At 72.7% G+C, this 18572-nt stretch carries 14 protein-coding genes; 7 read left to right on the forward strand and 7 right to left on the reverse strand.

All coding sequences use genetic code 11. The annotated features are described in order from the left end of the window. Nucleotides 1–43 precede the first annotated feature (43 nt). Nucleotides 44–415 carry a PH domain-containing protein gene (locus tag AOA12_RS16655; RefSeq protein WP_054685307.1) on the forward strand — a complete coding sequence of 124 codons (372 nt, stop codon included), beginning with the start codon at nucleotides 44–46 and terminating at the stop codon, nucleotides 413–415. Nucleotides 416–436: 21 nt separating this feature from the next. Beyond that, the gene (locus AOA12_RS16660) at nucleotides 437–856 is read left to right on the forward strand and encodes a GNAT family N-acetyltransferase (protein WP_054685310.1); all 420 of its coding nucleotides are present in this window, start codon (nucleotides 437–439) and stop codon (nucleotides 854–856) included. A 529-nt stretch (nucleotides 857–1385) separates the two neighbouring features. On the opposite strand, the gene AOA12_RS16665 is transcribed toward AOA12_RS16660, so the two are convergent. The 4 genes from AOA12_RS16665 to AOA12_RS16680 form a co-directional block, all read right to left on the reverse strand. Next, nucleotides 1386–1718, reverse strand: coding sequence for a rhodanese-like domain-containing protein (locus AOA12_RS16665; protein WP_054685311.1), 333 nt, complete (start codon nucleotides 1716–1718; stop codon nucleotides 1386–1388). 101 nt (nucleotides 1719–1819) lie between these two features. Continuing rightward, entirely contained in the window at nucleotides 1820–5767 is a 3948-nt protein-coding gene (locus AOA12_RS16670) for a homocysteine S-methyltransferase family protein (protein WP_054685314.1), read from the reverse strand. A 75-nt stretch (nucleotides 5768–5842) separates the two neighbouring features. Continuing rightward, on the reverse strand, nucleotides 5843–6817 hold the full coding sequence (locus tag AOA12_RS16675; protein ID WP_054685317.1) for a permease prefix domain 1-containing protein: 975 nt from the start codon (nucleotides 6815–6817) through the stop codon (nucleotides 5843–5845). 3 nt (nucleotides 6818–6820) lie between these two features. Then, nucleotides 6821–7153: a PadR family transcriptional regulator gene (locus AOA12_RS16680; protein ID WP_054685319.1), complete on the reverse strand. Its 333-nt coding sequence runs from the start codon at nucleotides 7151–7153 to the stop codon at nucleotides 6821–6823. Between the two features lie 215 nt (nucleotides 7154–7368). Between AOA12_RS16680 and AOA12_RS16685 the strand changes: the two genes are divergently transcribed. The 3 genes from AOA12_RS16685 to AOA12_RS16695 are packed head-to-tail and all read left to right on the forward strand — an operon-like array spanning nucleotide 7369 to nucleotide 9183. After that, nucleotides 7369–7764, forward strand: a complete 396-nt coding sequence (locus AOA12_RS16685; RefSeq protein ID WP_054685322.1) for a hypothetical protein — start codon at nucleotides 7369–7371, stop codon at nucleotides 7762–7764. Nucleotides 7765–7783: 19 nt separating this feature from the next. Continuing rightward, nucleotides 7784–8197: a GNAT family N-acetyltransferase gene (locus tag AOA12_RS16690; protein WP_054685325.1), complete on the forward strand. Its 414-nt coding sequence runs from the start codon at nucleotides 7784–7786 to the stop codon at nucleotides 8195–8197. Next, the gene (locus tag AOA12_RS16695; RefSeq protein WP_054685328.1) at nucleotides 8194–9183 is read left to right on the forward strand and encodes an o-succinylbenzoate synthase; all 990 of its coding nucleotides are present in this window, start codon (nucleotides 8194–8196) and stop codon (nucleotides 9181–9183) included. The genes AOA12_RS16690 and AOA12_RS16695 overlap by 4 nt, the downstream gene beginning before the upstream one ends. 282 nt (nucleotides 9184–9465) lie before the next feature. Here AOA12_RS16695 and AOA12_RS16700 read toward each other — a convergent pair whose 3' ends face one another. Continuing rightward, nucleotides 9466–10077 carry a TetR/AcrR family transcriptional regulator gene (locus AOA12_RS16700; RefSeq protein ID WP_054685329.1) on the reverse strand — a complete coding sequence of 204 codons (612 nt, stop codon included), beginning with the start codon at nucleotides 10075–10077 and terminating at the stop codon, nucleotides 9466–9468. Nucleotides 10078–10148: 71 nt separating this feature from the next. Between AOA12_RS16700 and AOA12_RS16705 the strand changes: the two genes are divergently transcribed. Further along, nucleotides 10149–12938, forward strand: a complete 2790-nt coding sequence (locus AOA12_RS16705) for an MMPL family transporter (protein ID WP_054685332.1) — start codon at nucleotides 10149–10151, stop codon at nucleotides 12936–12938. Then, on the forward strand, nucleotides 12935–15496 hold the full coding sequence (locus AOA12_RS16710; RefSeq protein ID WP_054685334.1) for a YhgE/Pip domain-containing protein: 2562 nt from the start codon (nucleotides 12935–12937) through the stop codon (nucleotides 15494–15496). The genes AOA12_RS16705 and AOA12_RS16710 overlap by 4 nt, the downstream gene beginning before the upstream one ends. 203 nt (nucleotides 15497–15699) lie before the next feature. On the opposite strand, the gene ccsB is transcribed toward AOA12_RS16710, so the two are convergent. After that, nucleotides 15700–16731 (reverse strand): c-type cytochrome biogenesis protein CcsB, encoded by a 1032-nt coding sequence (gene ccsB / locus AOA12_RS16715; protein ID WP_054685336.1) that lies wholly within the window; start codon nucleotides 16729–16731, stop codon nucleotides 15700–15702. A gap of 218 nt (nucleotides 16732–16949) precedes the next feature. Next, nucleotides 16950–18572 (reverse strand): cytochrome c biogenesis protein ResB, encoded by a 1623-nt coding sequence (resB, locus tag AOA12_RS16720; RefSeq protein ID WP_442922249.1) that lies wholly within the window; start codon nucleotides 18570–18572, stop codon nucleotides 16950–16952.

Here is an 18572-nt window from a genome sequence, read left to right on the forward strand (position 1 = left end):
GCCGCCGGACCCGACGAGACAGACGAGAAAGACAGGACCCGCCATGGAGACGACCGCCATCCTCAACTGGACCCTCCAGCAGGAGATCCCGATCCCGGCCGACGTGCAGTCGCTGCTCGCCCAGGGCGAGCAGGCCGTCGCCGCGTTCAAGACCTTCCGCGACTCGGCCACGTTCACCACGAGGCGCCTCATCGTGCGCGACGCGCAGGGCATGACGGGCAAGAAGGTGGAGATCTACTCGCTGCCGTACAGCTCCATCCTGATGTGGTCGTCCGAGAACGCCGGCACCCTCGACTGGAACTCCGAGCTCGAGCTGTGGACGAAGGCGGGGCACATCAAGGTGAAGCTCGCGCGGGGCGTCGACGTCAGGCGCCTCGACAGCCTGATCTCGTGGGCCGTGCTGAACGACCACTGACCGGGCGGGTACGCTCGGCGGATGACCCTGCGCCCGCTCACCCGCGAAGAGATCGAGAGCCCGGCCTTCTGGATGCTGCTGCACGAGGCCGCGGGCGTGGATGCCGGGGCCCTGCGCCGCATCCGCGACACGGAGCTGCCGGAGCTCGACGTCATCGGCGTCGTCGCCGACGAGGTCGTCGCGTTCGCCGCGTCGGCCGCAACGCCGCAGCGGATCGTGCTGGAGTACATCGCGGTCGACGCCCGGCATCGCGGCGAGGGCCTCGGCACCCGGCTCGTGGATGCCGTGCGCGGCGCGCGCCCCGGCATCCCCCTCGTCGCCGAGACCGACGACGACGCCGTGGACTTCTACCGCGCCCTCGGGTTCACCGTCGACGCAGCCCCCCGCGACCCACGCTGGCCCGACCGCCAGCGCTACCGCTGCACCCACCCCGCTGGTTGAGTAGCCGCCGAAGGCGGCGTATCGAAACCCGTGTAACGGGCCGTGGGAGGGGTCTCGATACACTCGCGGCTTCGCCGCGAGCACTCGACCAGCGGGACCGGACGCACCGCAACCCACACCCGCGCCCGCACGCACCCGCACACACCCCCGCTGGTTGAGTAGCCGCCGCAGGCGGCGTATCGAAACCCGTCTAACGGACCGCGGCAAGGGTCTCGATACACTCGCGGCTCCGCCGCGAGCACTCGACCAGCGGGAGTGGATGCACCCACAACCCGCATCCACACCCGCGCCACACACCCCCGCTGGTTGAGTAGCCGCCGCAGGCGGCGTATCGAAACCCATCTAACGGACCGTGGCAAGGGTCTCGATACACTCGCGGCTCCGCCGCGAGCACTCGACCAGCGGGATCAGACGGACCCGCAACCCACACGCCCGCCCCCACCCCGTTGGTTGAGTAGCCGCCGCAGGCGGCGTATCGAAACCCCTCCCACGGACCGCGGCGTTGACGGTGAACCCGACCCCGGGGCGCTCAGGCGGTCTCGACGGGCTTGCCGGACTCGGTCCATCCGCTGATGCCCGCGCTGAGCACGGCGACGTTCTCGTAGCCGATCGACGCGGCGACGCGTGCGGCGTTGGGGGCGGCCTGACACGTGGGTCCGCCGCAGTAGAAGACGAGGCCCGCGGAACGGTCGGCGGGCAGCTCGGCTTCGAGGTTGGTCTTGTCGACGTGCAGTGCACCGGGGACGTGTCCCTCGGCGTAGCGCTCGGCGGAGTTGACGTCGACGATCGTGCGGCTGCCGTCGGCGATGAAGCCCTCGACGTCCTCGATCGAGACGACGGGAACGGTTGCGGTGTCCGACATGGTGTCCTCCTCGGTGGTCGTCCTTCGACGCTATGGGCGCCGAAGGCACCGGGATCCGGCGGCGTCATACGGCGCAACAGACGCGGGACGAGACGACCCCGTCACACCGAGAAGTACTTCGCCTCCGGGTGGTGGAACACGAACGCGTCGGTCGACTGCTCGGGATGCAGCTGCAGCTCCTCGCTCAGCTCGACGCCCATCCGCTCCGGGCGCAGCAGCTCGACGACCTTGCGACGGTCCTCCATGTCGGGGCACGCCGGGTAGCCGAGCGAGAACCGCGCGCCGCGGTACTCCAGCTTGAACAGCCCGGCCGTGTCGGCGGGGTCTTCGCCAGCGAAGCCCAGCTCCGACCGGATGCGCGCGTGCCAGAGCTCGGCGAGCGCCTCGGTGAGCTGCATCACGAGGCCGTTGAGCTCGTAGTAGTCGCGGTACTTGTCGCCGGCGAAGAGCTTCGCGGTGACCTCGTCGATGCGTGCGCCGGCCGTCACGAGCTGCACGGGCAGCACGTCGATCCGGCCCGATTCGCGTGAGCGCACGAAGTCCGACAGGCACAGGTGCCGGTCGCGACGCTGGCGCGGGAACGTGAACCGCAGACGCTCCGTGCCGATGGATCTCGATACACCGTCGCTGCGCGACGGCACTCGATCAGCAAGGGAGCCACCGTCGCTGCGCGACGGCACTCGATCAGCGAGGGGAACACCGTCGCTGCGCGACGGCACTCGATCGGCGAGGGAGCCACCGTCCGGCGCGAGCAGCCCGGGCACGCCGAGCACGCCCGACGGGTCGTCGCCGTGGTGCAGCACGATCAGGTCGTCGCCCTCCGACACGACGGGGAAGTACCCGTACGCGACCGACGCGTCGAGCATGCCCTCGGCGAGGATGCGGTCGAGCCAGTACCGCAGCCGCGGCCGGCCCTCGGTCTCGACCAGCTGCTCGTACGACAGGCCGTCGTCGCCGCGGCCCGGCTTGAGTCCCCACTGCCCCATGAACGTCGCCCGCTCATCGAGGTAGGCGGCGTAGTCGGCGAGCGCGATGCCGCGCACGATGCGGGTGCCCCAGAACGGCGGCGCGGGAACCGGATTGTCGGATGCCACGTCCGACCGCGCGGGCATCGCCTCGGGCTCGGTGAGGGTGAGCCGCGATCCCGCCGCATGGATGCGCTTCTTCAGCGGCGGCAGGCCCACGGCATCCGCCGGCTCGCCGCGCGCGACGCGCACGAGCGGCTCCATCAGCGCGAGGCCCTCGAACGCGTCCTTCGCGTAGCGCACCTCGCCGTCGAACAGCCCCGCGAGGTCGTCCTCGACGTAGGCGCGCGTGAGCGCCGCGCCGCCGAGCAGCACGGGCCATTTGCGCGCGAGCCCGCGCGCCTGCAGCTCCTCGAGGTTCTCCTTCATCACGACGGTCGACTTCACGAGCAGCCCCGACATGCCGATGACGTCGGCGTCGTGCTCCTCCGCGGCGGCGATGATGTCGGCGATCGGCTGCTTGATGCCGAGGTTGACGACCTCGTAGCCGTTGTTGGTGAGGATGATGTCGACGAGGTTCTTGCCGATGTCGTGCACGTCGCCGCGCACGGTCGCGAGCACGATGCGGCCCTTGCCCGCCGACTCGGTGCGCTCCATGTGCGGCTCGAGCAGCGCGACGGCCGTCTTCATGACCTCCGCGGACTGCAGCACGAACGGCAGCTGCATCTGCCCCGAGCCGAACCGCTCGCCGACGACCTTCATGCCCTCCAGCAGCTGGTCGTTGATGATGTCGAGCGGCGCCATGCCCTCCGCGCGCGCCAGGTCGAGATCGGCCTCCAGCCCTTTCAGCTCGCCGTCGATGATGCGCCGCTGCAGCCGCTCCCCCACGGGCAGCGCGGCGAGCTCGGCGGCCCGCTGGTCGCGCAATGCCGCCGTGTCGACGCCCGCGAACAGGTCGAGCATGACCGCGAGCGGGTCATACGTGACGTTGCCGTCGGCGTCGTGCTCGCGCCGGTCCCACACGAGGTCGAGCGCGACCTTGCGCTGATCGTCGGGAATGGATGCCAGGGGCACGATCTTCGCGGCATCCACGATCGCCGACGTGAGTCCCGCCTCGCGCGCCTCGTTGATGAAGACCGAGTTGAGCACGGAGCGTGCCGCGGGATTGAGGCCGAACGACACGTTCGAGACGCCGAGGGTCGTGTTGATGCCGGGGTACTTCACGACGAGGCCACGGATCGCCTCGATGGTCTCGATGCCGTCGCGCCGCGTCTCTTCCTGCCCCGTCGCGATGGGGAACGTGAGGCAGTCGACGATGATGTCCTCGACGCGCATGCCCCATTCGCCGACCAGCTCGTCGACGAGACGCGACGCGATGCGCAGCTTGTCCTCGGCCGTGCGGGCCTGGCCCTGCTCGTCGATGGTGAGGGCGACGACGGCCGTGCCGTGCTCCTTGACGAGCGGCATGATGCGGCCGAACCTGCTGGCCGGGCCGTCGCCGTCCTCGTAGTTGACGGAGTTGACGACGGGCCGTCCGCCGACGAGCTCGAGCCCCGCCTGGATGACGGCGGGCTCGGTCGAGTCGATCACGAGCGGAAGCGTGGATGCCGAGGCGAACCGCGACACGACCTCGCGCACGTCGGCGACGCCGTCGCGCCCCACGTAGTCGACGCAGACGTCGAGCAGGTGCGCACCGACGCGCGTCTGCGCGCGGGCGATCTCGACGCAGTCGTCCCAGCGGCCCTCGAGCATGGCCTCGCGGAACGCCTTCGACCCGTTGGCATTGGTCCGCTCGCCGATCGCGAGGTACGCGGCATCCTGCCGGAACGGCACGTGCTGGTAGAGCGACGAGACGCCGGGCTCGAACTCCTGCGGTGATCGAGGAGGATCTCGATACACGCCGCCTTCGGCGGCGCACTCGATCAGCGGAGGGGCATCCCCCGGTGGTCGAGCGGCCATCGCGGGCGACACATCCCCCTCCGATCGACCATCCACCGCGGGCGACGCGTCCTCCGCTGGTCGAACAACCGCCGCGGGCGACGCGTCCTCCGCCTCCGCTGGTCGAGTGCCGGCGCGCAGCGCCGGTGTATCGAGACCCGCCGCCTCGCGGAACGGCGCGAGCCGCTCGACGACCGCCGCGAGGTGCTCGGGCGTCGTGCCGCAGCATCCGCCCACGAGGGACAGCCCGAACTCGCGCACGAACTGCTCGTGCGCCGTCGCGAGCTCGGCGGGCGACAGCGGGTAGCGCGCGCCGTCGGCGGCCAGCACGGGAAGCCCCGCGTTGGGCATGCACGCGATCGGCACGGCGGCGTGCTTCGACAGGTGCCGCAGATGCTCGCTCATCTCGGCGGGACCGGTCGCGCAGTTCAGGCCGATCGCGTCGACGCCCAGCGGCTCGAGCGCGGTGAGCGCGGCTCCGATCTCGCTGCCCATCAGCATCGTGCCGGTCGTCTCGACGGTCACCTCGACGAAGATCGGCAGGCGGATGCCACGGCCGACGATCGCCTGCCGGCATCCGTTGATCGCCGCCTTCGTCTGCAGCAGGTCCTGGCTCGTCTCGACGAGGAACGCGTCGGCGCCGCCGTCGATGAGCCCCTCGGCCTGCAGCGCGAAGGTCTGCTTGAGGTGGTCGTAGGTGGTGTGTCCGAGGCTCGGCAGCTTGGTGCCGGGTCCCATCGAGCCGAGCACCCAGCGCATCCTCCCGTCGCGGGCCTCGGCCGCCTCGACGCGCTCCCGCGCGATGCGCGTGTTGACCTGGGCGAGCTCGTGGATGCGGTCGTCGATGTCGTAGTCGGAGAGGTTCGACCAGTTGGCGCCGAAGGTGTTGGTCTCGATCGCGTCGATGCCGACCGCGAGGTAGTCGTCGTGGATCGCCGCGATCATGTCGGGGCGGCTGACGCCGAGGATCTCGTTGCAGCCCTCGAGCTGCTGGTAGTCGTCGAGCGTCGGCTCGTAGCGCTGCAGCATCGTGCCCATCGCGCCGTCGGCGATCACGACGCGCGAGCGCAGGGCGTCGAGCAGGGCCTGCGCTCGGGCGGGGCGCGGAACGCCCTCGACGTCGAGAGCGAAGCGGGAACCGGTCATCGCCCGATTCTCCCACGCACCTCCGACATCCCCGAGATCGCGCGGGATGCCGGCGCCGCGACGCCCGCGACCTGCTCAGCGCGCCGCGCGGCGGGCCTTGCGGAAGGCGTCGATCGTGTCCCAGACGTTCACGCCGACCACCGTGAAGCCGACGAGGATCGGGATGATCGTCGCGACGGTCGCGGCCGAATCGCCGTCGGGGATGAGCGCGGGCCAGAACGCGGGGTTCAGCAGCTCGCCGCGCACGAGCAGCCAGATCGCCGCCGTCGCGAAGAGCAGGTTCAGGATGCCGTTCGTCACCGCGAGCCCCGTGGTCCAGCGTCCCGCGACGAACACCGCGACGGCGATCGCCGCCTCGATCGCGAGGAACACCCACAGCACGATGAGCCACACGGGCCACAGCCCCGGATGCAGCACCGAGATCCAGCCCGTCCCGGAGAGGTAGGCGGCGCCGAACACGTGGTCCCACACGACCAGGCCGGCCGCGAGGGCGAGGAGGCCGAGCGACCAGACGAGGTCGCTGCGGGTGGCACCGCTCTCGGGCGGCTCGGGCAGCTCGTCGAGCGTCCATTCCACGGCGACGTCGGTGCCGCGCGAGTACCGCTCGATCACGGCGAAGACGAGCGTGACCCAGAAGCACATGTGCAGGGCGGTGCCGATCCCCACCTGCACGGTCGTGCCGATGATCGCCCCGATGGGCTCGCCGGCGATCGACATGCCGAGCGCGACGCCGAACACCGCGAGCGGCACCATGATCCACAGCAGCAGCACGAGCAGCCGCTTCCACGTGAGGTAGTAGCGCGGGCCGATGAGGTGCAGCGGCCGGTCGGCGTATCCGGCGCCGAGCGCGTCGGGGTCGCCGAGCCCTTCGAGAACGGCGCGCTCGGCGGCATCCCGCTCCTCGCCCGCCTCGATCCGGGCGTCGATCTGGTCGTAGATCGAGTCGCGCAGCTCGTTCGCCACGTCGCCGCGCTGCTTCTCGGGCACGGTGCGCACGACCGCGGCGATGTAGCGATCGGCGAGGGCGGTGGCATCCGTCTTCTCGGTCATGGGTCAGTCCTCCCGGGGAAGCGCGGCGATCGCGTCGGCGAGGCGCGTGAAGTCGTCGGTGAGCACGGCGGCGAGGCGTCTGCCGTCGGCGCTCGTGCGGTAGAACTTGCGGGGCCGGGACTGGCCCGTGTCCCACTCGCTCGTGAGGTACCCCTGCTTCTCGAGCCGCCGCAGCAGGGGATAGAGGGTGTTGGCGTCGGTGTCGAAGCCGCGCTCCTGCAGATGCTCGAGCAGCCCGTATCCGTAGCCCGGCTCGATCAGCAGCCGCAGGCACGCGAGCACGATCGTGCCACGGCGCAGCTCCTGCACGTGGATGTCGAACTCGTTCTCGCTCACGCCTCACACGTTACTGTGCGTCACACACTATTGTCAATAGCGCCACATGCTGTCCGGCACATCGTGCGGCTGCGGGAACCTGCCGCGGCGGCGAGGGATGGCGCCCGGGCAGGAGACGGGCGCCATCGCGGGGCGGGCGCGGGGCGTATCGTGGAAGATGCCTCTGCGCCGCCGACGCCGCGGACGGGCCGGGTCGCGAGAGGCGGGAGAACACCATGAAGATCAGGACATCAGCCGACTGGCGCGACGACCTGCCGTTCGAGGTCGCGGTGCCCGCCGACCAGGTGGCTCCCGGCGACCCCGCGCGCTGCGCGGCGTGCAGCGCGACCACCGACCCCCTGCCGCGCGACGAGCTGTGGGTCGTCAAGCACCACCATCCGAACAATCCGGCCGGGTTCGTGCGCCTCTACTGCGCGTTCCACCGCCCCAAGCCCGCTCCGGCGCCCCTCTCCACGGCGGCCCCGGCCCGTCGCGCGGCATCGTCGCGCCCGTCGACGCCGCGCCAGCCCAAGCCCGTCGTGCCCGAGCGGCCCGCCGTGATGTGCCCCGACTGCTTCGTGCAGGTGCCGCCGACGGGAACGTGCGGCATGTGCGGCCAGCAGGTCTCCTGACGGGCGCTACCGTAGCGGCATGCCCGTCTTCGCCGCCGGAACCGACCGCCTCGACCGCGCCCGCGTGCACCGCTGGCTGAGCGAGGAGAGCTACTGGGCGCAGGGACGCCCCCGCGACCGGCAGGATGCCGCGATCGACGCGTCGCGCAACTACGGCGTCTACGACGAGGCGTCCGGCGAGCAGCTCGGCTACGCGCGCGTCGTCACCGACGGCGTCACGTTCGCGTGGCTGTGCGACGTGTTCGTGGATGCCGCGGCGCGCGGCCGCGGCATCGGCAAGCAGCTCGTGGAGGGCGTCGTCGCCGACCTGGAGCCGCTCGGCCTCAAGCGCATCGCCCTCGCGACCGGCGATGCGCAGGGCCTGTACGCGCAGTACGGCTTCGCCGAGGTCACGGGGGCGACGTGGATGACGCGGGCGGGGGCGGCGTCGTGACCCTCCCGCCGCTCGCCGACATCGTCGCGCGGGCACACGTCGTCGCACTGCCGCTCACGACCCGCTTCCGCGGCGTCGACGTGCGCGAGGCGCTGCTCATCGACGGCCCGGAGGGATGGACGGAGTTCTCGCCGTTCACGGAGTACGACGACGCCGAGGCGGCGACGTGGCTCGCGGCGGCGCTCGACTTCGGGTGGCACCCGCAGCCCGCGCCGGTGCGCACCGAGATCCCCGTCAACGCGACGATGCCGGCGGTGCCGGCGAGCGCCGTCGCCGACGTGCTGGCGCGCTTCGACGGATGCCGCACGACGAAGGTCAAGGTCGCCGAGCGCGGCCAGACGCTCGCCGACGACGTCGCGCGCGTGCGCGCCGTGCGCACCGCGATGGGGCCGGAGGGCCGCATCCGGCTCGACGCCAACGGCGCCTGGAACGTCGACGAGGCGGAGCACGCGATCCACGCGCTCGCCGCGTTCGACCTCGAATACGTCGAGCAGCCGTGCGCGACGGTCGACGAGCTCGCCGAGGTGCGGCGGCGCGTGAAGTACATGGGCATCCCGATCGCGGCCGACGAGAGCGTGCGCAAGGCCGCCGACCCGCTCGCCGTAGCCCGCGCGGGCGCCGCCGACCTGCTCGTGATCAAGGCGCAGCCGCTCGGCGGCGTGCGACGCGCGCTCGACCTCGTCGCCGAGGCGGGGCTGCCCGCCGTCGTCTCCAGCGCCCTCGACACGTCGATCGGGCTGTCGATGGGGCTCGCGCTGGCCGGGGCGCTGCCCTCGCTCGACTACGACTGCGGACTCGGCACCGCCTCGCTCCTGGCCGCCGATGTGGTCGCAGACCCCCTACGCCCCCGGTCAGGCACGCTCCCCGTCGGCCGCGTCGAGCCGGATGCCGCGCTGCTCGCCCGGCACGCCGCCCCCGCCCCCCGCCGCGACTGGTGGCTCGCCCGCCTCGAGCGCTGCCACGCCCTGCTCACCGCCCGAGAGTGAGCGAGGCGGGCAGCAGGGTTCTCATCCCCCGCTGGTCGAGTGCTCGCGGCGCAGCCGCGAGCGTATCGAGACCCTTGTAGCGGTCCGCGGGAAGGGTTTCGATACGCGCGCTGACGCGCGCTACTCAACCAGCGGGGGTGGGTGCACCTCACACCGCAAGACCCCGCCTCCCACTCCCGCTGGTCGAGTGCTCGCGGCGCAGCCGCGAGCGTATCGAGACCCCCGTAACGGACCGCGGGAGGGATTTCGACACGCCGCCTGCGGCGGCTGATCAATCTGCGCTCAGGCGTCCACGAGGGCGCTGACGAGGCGCTCGATGCGGGCGTTGTGCTGGGCGTTGACCTCGGCGTCGGTCCGGCCCTCGAGCACGCCGCGCACGCAGGTCTCGTCGGACACGTCGATGAGCACCTGGGCGATCTCCTCGGCCGGCAGGCGCAGGCGCAGGTCGAAGACGGAGGCGACGTGCGTGACGATGCCGGTGATGCGCGCCGACATCTCCGTCTGCCACGCGAGGTACGCGGCGCCGAGCCGCGCGTCGCGCAGCGCCTGGCTGCGGATCTCGCTGCCCAGCTGCAGGCCGATGCGGTCGCCGTCGGGCGGGCCCATGGCGCGCCGCACGAACGCGGGGAGGTCGACCGGGCCGTCGGGGTCGAGCGTGTCGACGCGCGCGGCGATCTCGTCGAGCTTCTGCCGTGCGAGCTGCGTGATGAGGGCGAGCAGCAGGTCTTCCTTCGACTCGAAGTTGGAGTAGAACGCGCCCCTCGTGAAGCCCGCGCGCTCGCAGATCATCTCGACGGACGCGGCGTCCATGCCGACCTCGCCGAAGACCTCGTGCGCGGCGTCGAGCAGACGCGCCCGCGTCTGCTCTCGGCGCTTGCTGAGAATCTGAGTCATGAGTTCACGATACACCTTTGTATCGAATACACTCCTGTATCGAACCCCTCGTCGACGCTCCGGGAGATCCCGTGTCCACTCTGCTGTTCTCGCTCGGCCGCTGGTCGTACCGTCACCCGTGGCGCGTCGTCGTCACGTGGCTGCTGCTGCTCGCGCTCGCGGGCGGCGGTGCCGCCGTGTTCGCGCAGGGCACCGACAACGCCTTCTCGATCCCGGGCACCGAGGCCGAGGAGGGCCTCGACGCTCTCAGCCGCACCTTCCCGCAGGCCAGCGGCACGAGCGCGCAGATGATCGTCGTCGCCCCCGAGGGCACGACCGTCGACGACGCCCCCGTGGACGGCATCCTCGAAGACGCGGTCTCCGAGCTCGGCGCGCTCGACGGCGTGCTCGCCGTGACCGATCCGTTCGACGAGCTCGTCTCGGGCACCGTCTCCGACGATCGCCGCGCCGCGATCGTGCGCCTGCAGTTCGACGGGCAGACGACCGACGTGAGCGACGAGACGCTCGACGCGCTGAACCGCATCGCCGACGAGACCCGTGAGCGGATGCCGTCGGGCTCGGCCGTCGCGATGGGCGGCGACCTCTTCTCGACGTCGATGCCCGCGCTCTCGCTCATCGAGGCGGTCGGCGTGCTCATCGCACTGTTCGTGCTCATCGTCACGTTCCGCTCGTTCGCCGTCGCGTGGTTCCCGCTCGCGAGCGCGATCATCGGCGTCGGCCTCGCGATGGCGCTGCTGTTCGTCGCGACCGCGTTCGCCACGATCTCGTCGACGACGCCGCTGCTCGCGATCATGCTCGGGCTCGCGGTCGGCATCGACTACGCACTGTTCATCGTCGCGCGGCATCAGGACCAGGTGCGCAGCGGCGTCGACCCCGAGGAGTCGGCGGCGCGCGCGACCGGCACGGCGGGATCGGCCGTCGTCTTCGCGGGCATCACGGTGCTCATCGCCCTCGTCGGCCTCTCGATCGCGAACATCCCGTTCCTCACGGTCATGGGCATCGCGGCGGCCGCCGCCGTCGCGATCGCCGTGCTCGTCGCGCTGACGGTCACCCCGGCGCTGCTCGGCTTCTCGAAGCACCGCGTCGCGGGCTGGGCGCGCAAGGCCCCCCGCGCCGCGAAGAGCCCTCGCGCCGCGAAGAAGGCCGCCCGCCCACGGCGCCGCCCGGCCGAGCGCTGGGTCACCGCCATCACGCGGCATCCCGTCGTCACGACGATCGCCGTGGTCGCGGGCCTCGCGATCGTCGCGATCCCCGCGGCGAGCCTGCACCTCGCGCTGCCGAACGCGGGCCAGCAGCCCGAGTCGAGCCAGGCGCGGCAGGCCTACGACCTCACGGCCGAGCACTTCGGGCCGGGCAGCAACGGGCCGCTCATCATGACGGGCACGATCGTGACCTCCACCGACCCGCTCGGCCTCATGGACGACCTGCGCGCCGAGATCGAACGCATCCCCGGGGTCAAGGAGGTCGTGCTCGCGACCCCCAACGAGGCGGCCGACACGGGTCTCATCCAGATCATCCCCACCACGGGCCCCGACGACCCGGCGACCGCCGACCTCGTGCGCGAGCTGCGCGCGCAGCACGACCGGCTCCTGGACGAGTACGGCGTCGACCTCAAGGTCACGGGCTTCACGGCGGTCGGCATCGACATCTCCGACCGCCTGGGCGCCGCGCTGCTGCCGTTCGGCGTCTTCGTCGTGGGGCTGTCGCTCGTGCTGCTGATGATCGTGTTCCGCTCGATCTGGGTGCCGGTCACCGCCGCCGTCGGCTACCTGCTGTCGATCGTCGCCTCGTTCGGCATCGTCGCCGCGGTGTTCGAGTGGGGCTGGTTCGCCGACGCCCTGCACGTGACCCGCACCGGTCCGGTCATCTCGTTCATGCCGATCATCCTCATGGGCGTGCTGTTCGGGCTCGCGATGGACTATCAGGTCTTCCTCGTCTCGCGCATGCGCGAGGACTACGTGCACACGCTGCGGGCCCGCGGCGGCCGCGCCGAGCGGGCGACCGCGGTCGCGGCCGTGCGCAGCGGGTTCACGGCATCCGCCCGCGTCGTCGGCGCCGCCGCCGTCATCATGTTCGCGGTGTTCGCGGCCTTCATCCCCGAGGGGGATGCCACGATCAAGCCGATCGCGCTGGGGCTCGCGGCGGGCGTCGCGATCGACGCGTTCGTCGTGCGCATGACGCTCATCCCGGCCGTCATGACGCTGCTCGGCGAGCGGGCGTGGTGGATGCCGGAACGCCTCGAGCGCGCCCTCCCCCACTTCGACATCGAGGGCGAGGCCGTCGAGCACGAGCTCGCCCTCGCGAGCTGGCCCGAGCCGAACACGACGTCCCCGCTCGTCGGCGAGGGCGTGACCGTGTCGGCGGCGACGCCCGACGGCGACGTGCCCGTGTTCGAGGACGCGAGCTTCCGGCTGGAGCCCGGCGGCACGCTGCTCGTGACGGGCGACGCCGTCGCGGCACGCGCGTTCGTGCTCGCCGTCGCGGGGCGCCTGCCCGCCTCGGCCGGCCTGCTGCGTGTCGGCGGGCACCTGCTTCCGGGGCGCGCGGCATGGGTGCGCGCGCACGTCGGCGTCGCCCTGCTGCGCGACGTCGACGACCCCGTCGCCGAGCTGCGCGAGGCCCTGGGCGGACGCGCCCGCCTCGTCGCCGTCGACGGCCTCGACGAGCTGCACGGCGCCGACCGCGATCAGGCCGCCGCGCTGCTGCGCGACGCGGGGCCCGACCTCACCCTCGTCGCCACGGCCCGCGGCGACGGCGCCGCCCTCGCGGTGCTCGCCGACGGGCATCGTGCGAGCGTGACGCCGCTCGCCCTCTCCTCCGCACGTCCCACCGCCGACTCTTCCGCACAGGTGAACGCATGACTCTCTCCATCGAACGCGCACGCTCGCGCCGCCCCATCACATGGCTCACGCTGCTCGGCGTGCTGCTGCTGCCGGCCGTCATCGGCGGCATCCTCGTCGTCGCCCTCTACAACCCGACCGAGCGCCTCGACGCGCTGAACGCCGCGATCGTGAACGAGGACGAGCCCGTCACGATCGACGACCAGTACGTGCCGCTCGGCCGGCAGCTCACGGCGGGCCTCGTCGAGGGCTCCGACGACGTGCCGAGCAACCTGACCTGGACGCTGTCGAACGCCGACGACGCCGCGGCGGGCCTCGCCGACGGCCGGTACGCGGCCGTCGTGACGATCCCCGAGAACTTCTCCGCCGCGGCGACCTCGACCCGGCCCGGCGAGACGCCCGAGCGCGCCACGATCCAGGTGACCACGCCGCCCGACTCGCGGATCGTCGACGACGCCATCACGGCGCAGGTCACGCAGGCGGCCGCCTCGCTCATGGGGCAGCAGCTGTCGGAGGTGTACCTGGAGAACGTGTTCGTCGGCTTCACGACGCTGAGCGGCGGGCTCGGCGAGGCCGCGGACGGCGCGCACGAGCTGGCCGACGGCGCCGCACAGGCCGCCGACGGCGCCGCGCAGCTGCCCTCCGGCGCGTCGGCGCTGGCCGACGGCGCCTCGGGGATCGCCGACGGCGCCGGGCAGCTCGCGGGCGGCGCGGCGGGCCTGGCGGGCGGAGCCTCGCAGCTCGCCGGCGGCATCACGGCCCTGGGCGACGGCGCCTCGCAGCTCGCCGGCGGCGCCGGAGAACTGGCCGGCGGCGCCGGGCAGCTCGCCGACGGTGCCTCCTCCCTCGGCGAGGGTGCCGGTTCTCTCGCCGACGGTGCCACTTCCCTCGCCGAGGGTGCCAGTTCTCTTCACGAGGGTGCTTCGGGCATCGGTGAAGGTGCTTCCGCCCTCGCGGGCGGCGTGACGCAGCTCGGCGACGGCGCCTCGGGTCTCGCGACGGGCCTCGCCACGATCGCCGCGCACACGCGCGACGCCGCCGCGGGCGCCGCGGAGCTCGCCGCGGGCGCCGAGGCCGGCGCCGCCGCACTCCGCGACGGCGGCCTCGTGCCCGCCGAGCTGACGGGCGTCGCCGACCAGACCGCGCAGACCGCCGCGCAGTCGGCACAGGCCGCGGAGGGCGTCGCGACCGGGCTCGCCGGCCTTTCGGCGGCGTGCGATCCCGACGCGTCGGGCGCCGAGTTCTGCGCACAGCTCGCGGCCCTGTCCGACGGCGCCGCGGGCGCGCGGGATGCCGCCGCGGGAACGCAGACGCTCGCCGAGCACACCGCGGGCGGCCTGGCGCAGTTCGCCGCCGAGGCGCCGCAGGAGCTCGCCGGTCAGTTCGGGCAGCTCGCCGCCGGCATCCGCTCGCTCGCCGACGGGCTCGCGCAGCTCTCGTCGGGCGTCGACGAGTCGGCGACCGGCGCGACGAGCCTCGCGGCCGGCGCCGGGGAGCTCGCCGCGGGCGCGGGCGACCTCGCATCGGGCGCGGGACAGCTCGCCGGCGGGGCCGGAGAGCTCGCGACGGGCGCAGGAACCCTGTCGGGAGGCGCCGGGGAGCTCGCGACGGGTGCGGGGCGCGTGGCCTCGGGCGCCGGAGAGCTCGCCGCGGGAACCGCGCAGCTGAGCGACGGCGCGGGCGCGCTGGCCGCGGGCGCGGGCGAGGCCGCCGGCGGCGCGGGCGTCCTGGCCGACGGGGCCGGGGAGCTGGCCGGCGGCGCCGGGCAGCTCGCGGGCGGCGCGGGCGCGCTGAGCGAGGGGGCGACCTCGCTCGCCGACGGGGCCGGGGAGCTCGCCGACGGCGTCTCGCAGCTGGCCGACGGCACGGGAGAGCTGGCATCCGGTCTGACCGACGCCGTGGCCGAGGTGCCGTCCTACACGGATGCCGAGGCGCAGAGCCTCGCGCGCATCGTCGCTTCGCCCGTCGCGGCGGAGGGCACGGGATCGTCGCTGTTCGGAACCTCGGCGATCCCGCTGCTCGCGGTGCTCGCGCTGTGGTTCGGCTCGCTCGCGAGCTTCGTCGCTCTGCGCGCCGTGCCGAGCCGCGTGCTGACCGCGCGTGCGCCGTCGGCGGTGCTCGCCCTGCGCGGGCTCGCGCCCGCCGCCGCGATCGGCGCGCTGCAGGGCGTGCTCGTCGCCGCCGTCGTGCAGCTCGCCGCGTCGTACGCGTGGGGCGAATGGGTGGCGTTCGCGGGCGTCGCGGTGGTCGCGGGCGTCGCGTTCGCGGCCGTGAACCAGGCGCTCGTGGCGGTCTTCGGCGGGGTCGGCCGGTGGATCGGCGCCCTCGTGGGCGTGCTCGTCGTCGCGACGGGCGTCGTGTCGACCGTGCCGGGCGTGCTCACCGGCTTCGCGTCGCTGCTGCCGACCGCCCCGGCGTACACGGCGCTGCTCGCCGCGCTGACGCCCGCGAGCGGCGTGGCCTCGGGCCTGGTCGGGCTCGCGGTGTGGGCGGCGCTGGCGTTCGTCGCGACGGTGCTCGCCGTCGCCGCGCGCCGCACGACCTCCGCCCGCGCCGTGCTCACGGCATCCCCCGCCTGACGCCCGCGCGGTCCGGCCCGCCCTCGCGCCTCACGCCCCGCCGAGATGGTGGGATTCTCGTCGAGCAGGTGTCTTTCTCGCCGACACGGTGGGCACCGTGTCGGCGAGAAAGACACCTGCTCGACGCAGAAGGCACCGTGTCGGTGAGAATCCCACCATGTCGACGGCGAACACCGCCACGGAGGCGGCCGGCGAGAGGGGCGTCAGTTCAGGCCGCTGTAGGCGTGCAGGCCCTTGAAGAAGGTGTTGACGATCGTGGTGTTGAACAGCACGGCGGCGAAGGCGACGATCGACAGCCAGGCCGAGCGCGTGCCGCGCCAGCCGCGCGTCGCGCGGGCGTGGATGTAGCCGGCGTAGAGCACCCAGATGACGAAGGTCCACACCTCCTTCGTGTCGAAGCCCCAGTAGCGGCCCCACGCGTCGTTGGCCCAGATCGCGCCGGCGATGAGCGTGAACGTCCAGAAGATGAAGCCGACGATCGCGAAGCGGTAGGCGAGCGACTCCAGCGCGTCGGCGCTCGGCAGCGTGCGCAGGAACCGCAATCCACGGGCGGCGCCGTCCTTCGACGCGTCGGCGGCGATGCGCTCGCGCCGCGCCTGCAGCAGCTGCACGACCGAGAGCGCGAAGGCGAGCGCGAGGAACGCCGTCGCGAGGGAGGCCACGAACACGTGGATCACGAGCCACACGCTCTTGAGCGCGTCGGGCAACGGCGCCACCACGACGTAGTACGACACCGCCGCGCCGCCGAGCAGCACGACGACGAGGCCCGTCACGAACGCGCCGAGGAAGCGCAGGTCGTAGCGGAAGAGCACGGCGAGGTAGACCGCGATGACGAGCATCGTGCCGGTGAGGGCGAACTCGTACAGGTTCGCCCACGGCACCCGCTCCGCGGCGATGCCGCGCGTGACGTCGGCGCCCACGTGGAACAGGAAGCCCAGCACCGTGAGCGACGTGCCGATGCGCGCCCACAGGTAGCGTGGACGCTCCGCGAGGCGCGCGTGCAGGGCCTTCTCGGCGTCGCGCTCGTCGGCGCGCACGCGGTCGATCGCGCTCGATCCGCCGGCGCCGACCGCCACGAGCTCGCGGGCGGGCACGGCATCCTTCGCCTTGACCGCCACATCGGAACGCCGCGCGAGATCGACCGTGTACGCGACGAACGCGAGCACGTAGATCGCGATCGCGGTCCACGTCATGAGCAGCGAGACAAAGTCGAGCGAGAACTCCGAGCCGGGCATGGCGTCAGTCTATGCCGGGACCCTATGAGCGATGGATGCCGCGGTCGCGACGCCGCGCAGCGGGAAGCGGGAAGGATCTCGATACACCCGCGGCTGCGCCGCGGGCACTCGATCAGCGGGGCATACCACCCACGCCCACACCCCATCACACCCCCAGCGGGCATACCACCCACGCCCGCGGCCCATCACGCGCCCAGCGGGCACGCGCCCGCGGGCCGTCACGCCTCCAGCGCGGTGCGGTGGTCGCGGGCGAGATCGGCGACGGCGCGGGCGATGGCGGGGTCCTCGCCCCGGGCGAGGCCGGCGTACTCCACGAGGAGGCCGTCGTCCGACGGCGTCGCGCGCACCCACATGCGACGACGCGGCACGAACAGTCCCGCGAGCAGCCCGAGCGTCGCGAGCACCGAGAACGCGAGCACCCACGGCGCGCCGACGTCGCGGTGGATCGACAGCGACACGTAGCGCGGCACGCTCTCGGGCGCGCCGTCCGCCGTCGCGTCCTCGAACGTGATCGTGCCGCGGCCCCCGGGGATCTCGGCCGTCTCGCCGAGCAGGATCATGATCTCGTCGGCATCCGCGCCCGGGCCCGCGATCGGCGTCATGCCCGTCGGGTCGAGCGCGTACACGTTGCGCGGGATGCCGTCGTTGATGCCCAGGTCGCCGGCGAACACCCGCAGCGACACCATCGGGTTCACCAGCTCGGGCCACGCCGACGCGAACGCCCCCGACTCCTTCTGCGCCGCGGACGGGTAGAAGAACCCGACCATGCCGATCTGCTCGTCGAGCCCGTCGGCGATCTTGACGACGCCCATCGACGTCATCATGGTGTCCTGCGGCAGGAACTTCACGGCCTCGCGGAACACGATGTCGCCGTCGGGGTCGCGCACCGTGAGGATCGGCGCGTACCCGTTGCCCATGAGGTAGATGCGGTCGCCCGCGACCGTGAGCGGGTGGTTGACCCGCACGGCCTCCTCGCGCGGTCCCTGTCCCGGCTCGGTGACCGTCAGCCGCGCCGCGAAGTCGCCCGCCTGCCCCGCGCCGGGCTCGCCGAACGGGATGTACGACACGTCGAACCGGTCGAGCGCGAGCGAGTAGGGCGAGAGGTGGTCGGGGTCGACGAAGCGCCCCTGATTGAACGACGAGTACCCGAGGCCGAGCGAGTTGACGAAGCTCTCGCCCTCCAGGATCACTGTCTGCCCCGTGTAGGTGAACCCGCCGCCGATGCCGACCGACAGCAGCACGCCCACGAGCGAGGCGTGGAAGACGAGGTTGCCCGTCTCGCGCAGGTACCCGCGCTCCGCCGAGACGGAGGCGGACACCGATCCCGCACGCGTCGCGTCGTAGCGCTCGACGCGGTAGCCCAGCCTGCGCAGCTGCCCCTCGGCGACGTCGATCGCGTGCACGGCGGCGGCCCCGGCATCCTCCCCGTCGCGCAGCGGCACGATGTTCTCGGCGTGGTCGTCGAGCCTCGAGAGGCGCGCGGGCGTGCGCGGCGGACGCGAGCGCAGCGCCTTCCAGTGGTGCTTCGTGCGCGGGATGACGCAGCCGATGAGCGACACGAACAGCAGGATGTAGATCGCCGAGAACCACACCGACGTGTACACGTCGAACAGCTGCAGCGCGTCGAGCACGGGGAACAGGTCGGGGTTGTCGCTGCGGTACTGGGCGACGCCGTTGGGGTCGGCGCCGCGCTGCGGCACGATCGACCCCGGGATCGCGGCGATCGCGAGCGCGAGCAGCAGCACGAGCGCCGTGCGCATGCTCGTGAGCTGCCGCCACCCCCAGCGCAGCCAGCCGACGAGGCCCAGCTGCGGCTGCGAGATCGCACGCTCGTCGTCCAC

This window comes from Microbacterium sp. No. 7 (genome assembly GCF_001314225.1).
Lineage (GTDB): Bacteria > Actinomycetota > Actinomycetes > Actinomycetales > Microbacteriaceae > Microbacterium.

Coding starts and splice junctions, on each gene's coding strand:
- AOA12_RS16655 (WP_054685307.1), top strand. CDS start 44: ATGGAGACGACCGCCATCCTCAACTGGACCCTCCAGCAGGAGATCCCG.
- AOA12_RS16660 (WP_054685310.1), top strand. CDS start 437: ATGACCCTGCGCCCGCTCACCCGCGAAGAGATCGAGAGCCCGGCCTTC.
- AOA12_RS16665 (WP_054685311.1), bottom strand. CDS start 1,718: ATGTCGGACACCGCAACCGTTCCCGTCGTCTCGATCGAGGACGTCGAG.
- AOA12_RS16670 (WP_054685314.1), bottom strand. CDS start 5,767: ATGACCGGTTCCCGCTTCGCTCTCGACGTCGAGGGCGTTCCGCGCCCC.
- AOA12_RS16675 (WP_054685317.1), bottom strand. CDS start 6,817: ATGACCGAGAAGACGGATGCCACCGCCCTCGCCGATCGCTACATCGCC.
- AOA12_RS16685 (WP_054685322.1), top strand. CDS start 7,369: ATGAAGATCAGGACATCAGCCGACTGGCGCGACGACCTGCCGTTCGAG.
- AOA12_RS16690 (WP_054685325.1), top strand. CDS start 7,784: ATGCCCGTCTTCGCCGCCGGAACCGACCGCCTCGACCGCGCCCGCGTG.
- AOA12_RS16700 (WP_054685329.1), bottom strand. CDS start 10,077: ATGACTCAGATTCTCAGCAAGCGCCGAGAGCAGACGCGGGCGCGTCTG.
- AOA12_RS16710 (WP_054685334.1), top strand. CDS start 12,935: ATGACTCTCTCCATCGAACGCGCACGCTCGCGCCGCCCCATCACATGG.
- ccsB (WP_054685336.1), bottom strand. CDS start 16,731: ATGCCCGGCTCGGAGTTCTCGCTCGACTTTGTCTCGCTGCTCATGACG.